The 1,724-nt window shown below is 55.3% G+C and carries 3 protein-coding genes and 1 pseudogene; 2 read left to right on the plus strand and 2 right to left on the minus strand.

What is annotated here, in order from left to right; all coding sequences use genetic code 11:
* Positions 1–219 (minus strand): hypothetical protein (locus ACPUER_RS36585; protein ID WP_425133559.1); only part of this gene is annotated, 219 nt, incomplete at its 3' end.
* Between ACPUER_RS36585 and ACPUER_RS36590 the strand changes: the two genes are divergently transcribed.
* Both ACPUER_RS36590 and folE read left to right on the plus strand, forming a co-directional pair.
* Entirely contained in the window at positions 206–754 is a 549-nt protein-coding gene (locus ACPUER_RS36590; protein WP_425133560.1) for an IS630 family transposase, read from the plus strand. The genes ACPUER_RS36585 and ACPUER_RS36590 overlap by 14 nt on opposite strands.
* Positions 755–774: 20 nt before the next feature.
* Positions 775–1,407: a GTP cyclohydrolase I FolE gene (gene folE / locus ACPUER_RS36595; protein ID WP_425133561.1), complete on the plus strand. Its 633-nt coding sequence runs from the start codon at positions 775–777 to the stop codon at positions 1,405–1,407.
* Between the two features lie 97 nt (positions 1,408–1,504).
* On the opposite strand, the pseudogene ACPUER_RS36600 reads toward folE, so the two are convergent.
* Positions 1,505–1,724: pseudogene (locus ACPUER_RS36600) on the minus strand (hypothetical protein); the annotation flags it as partial.

A 1,724-nucleotide genomic window follows, 5' to 3' on the forward strand; every position in this document is an offset into this window, starting at 1 on the left:
AGCGACGAGATGATCGCCACGGTCGTGCGCATGGCCTCGGTCGAGCCGCTGACGCGCGAGCAAATCGTTCAGCGCCTCGAGGCTGAATTCGGCCCACTGCCGTTCGGGCATCTCGATACGCTGAGCATGGCGCTCAAGCGGGAGGGTTTTACGTTCAAACGCAACCGCCTGTCGCTCAAAAAAACGCGACCCGGAGGCATTCGCCGTGAAACAGGCCACGCTCGACAAGCTGCAGCAGGCCGCGCGCGAGGACGCCATTCGCCTGCTCTACCTCGACGAGGCTGGCTTTTGCGGATCGCCGTCGGTTCAGCGTAGCTGGTCACCACGAGGCTTGCCTCACGAGATCGAACCGAACACGCACTGCCGACGTAGTGTTCTTGGTGCCCTGGACTACGGCCCGAACAAGCTGATCCACGCCACCCATGCCCGCAGCATCAAAGGCCCCAACGTTGTCAGCTTTATCGACAATCTGCTTGCGATGGACGATGGCCGTCCGACCGTAATCGTGCTGGATAACGCCAGCATCCATCACGGTATCGACGTAGCAACACGGGATCGGTGGCTGATCGATCACAAAGCTGTCCTGTTCTATCTGCCTGCCTACAGTCCCGAACTCAACAAGATCGAGATCGTGTGGCGGCAACTGAAATTTCGATGGCGACGCTTCGTCACCTGGACCAAGGAAACCATCGACGCCGAGCTGGCCGAACTACTGGCCGGGTTCGGCACCAAATTTCAAACCAATTTCTCGTGAGCACTTAAGAGGAAGATAACATGCATCAGATTGAAAAAAAAAGTGCGTGCGATATGCGCAGCCAATCACCTGCGGAAATTCGACGAGCCCGTCAGTTCGATCCTGTCGCATTTGAAATGGCGATCGGCAGCCTGCTCAAAGCGAGTGGGATTGAAATAGATGCTTCACATACAGGCCGCACGGCGCAACGTGTGCGCGAACTCTGGCAAAAGCGTTTACTCGACGGATACGACGTTGATCCTGCTGAGGCGCTTGGTATGGGCTTCAATGATCACCGGGAAGATATGGTGATCATCCGCAGCATTGCTGTCCATGGTGTTTGTCCACATCACTTGCTACCATTTCGCGGCGTAGCGCACGTGGCCTACCTACCTGGAGGGCGTCTGCATGGCTTTGGACGTATCGCTCGGATGATCGATGCAATCAGCCATCGTTTCACATACCAAGAGTGGATCACAAACGAGATTGCAACAGCCCTTGTTAATTTCGGTAAAGCACGGGGAGCAGCTTGCTTGATCGAAGCCGAGCAATTGTGCTTGCTCATGGGCGAAAATCGCCGTGGCGACGAGCGCGTCATTACACAATGTTTCGTTGGAGAATTCGACCATAATTCCCAAGCGCGCAACGAGTTTCTTCGCTCTATCAATCGATAAGTGTTCACGAGAAACTGGTTTGAAATTTGGTGCCATACCCGGCCAGTAGGTCGGCCAGCTCAACGTCGATGGTTTCGTTGGTCCAGGCTTAGAAGCGCTAACAGAATGATTTTTGAAGATGTCGCCAGAAAATGATGCAGGCGGCGATTTTCATGAACGCCTCGTGTATGGCGGCGAGGCGCTCGAACCGAATGCGCAGACGTCTGAAGTTGTGCAGCCACGCGAAGGAGAGGTGGCCGCGCAAATTCGGACAGACGGATAAGTGGTTTGGCCGGGGCCTTTGCCAGCGATAATGCTGGCAAAGGAACCGAGGAAAT

Origin of the sequence: Burkholderia sp. DN3021 (genome assembly GCF_049805555.1) — a bacterium.
GTDB lineage: Bacteria > Pseudomonadota > Gammaproteobacteria > Burkholderiales > Burkholderiaceae > Burkholderia > Burkholderia pyrrocinia_C.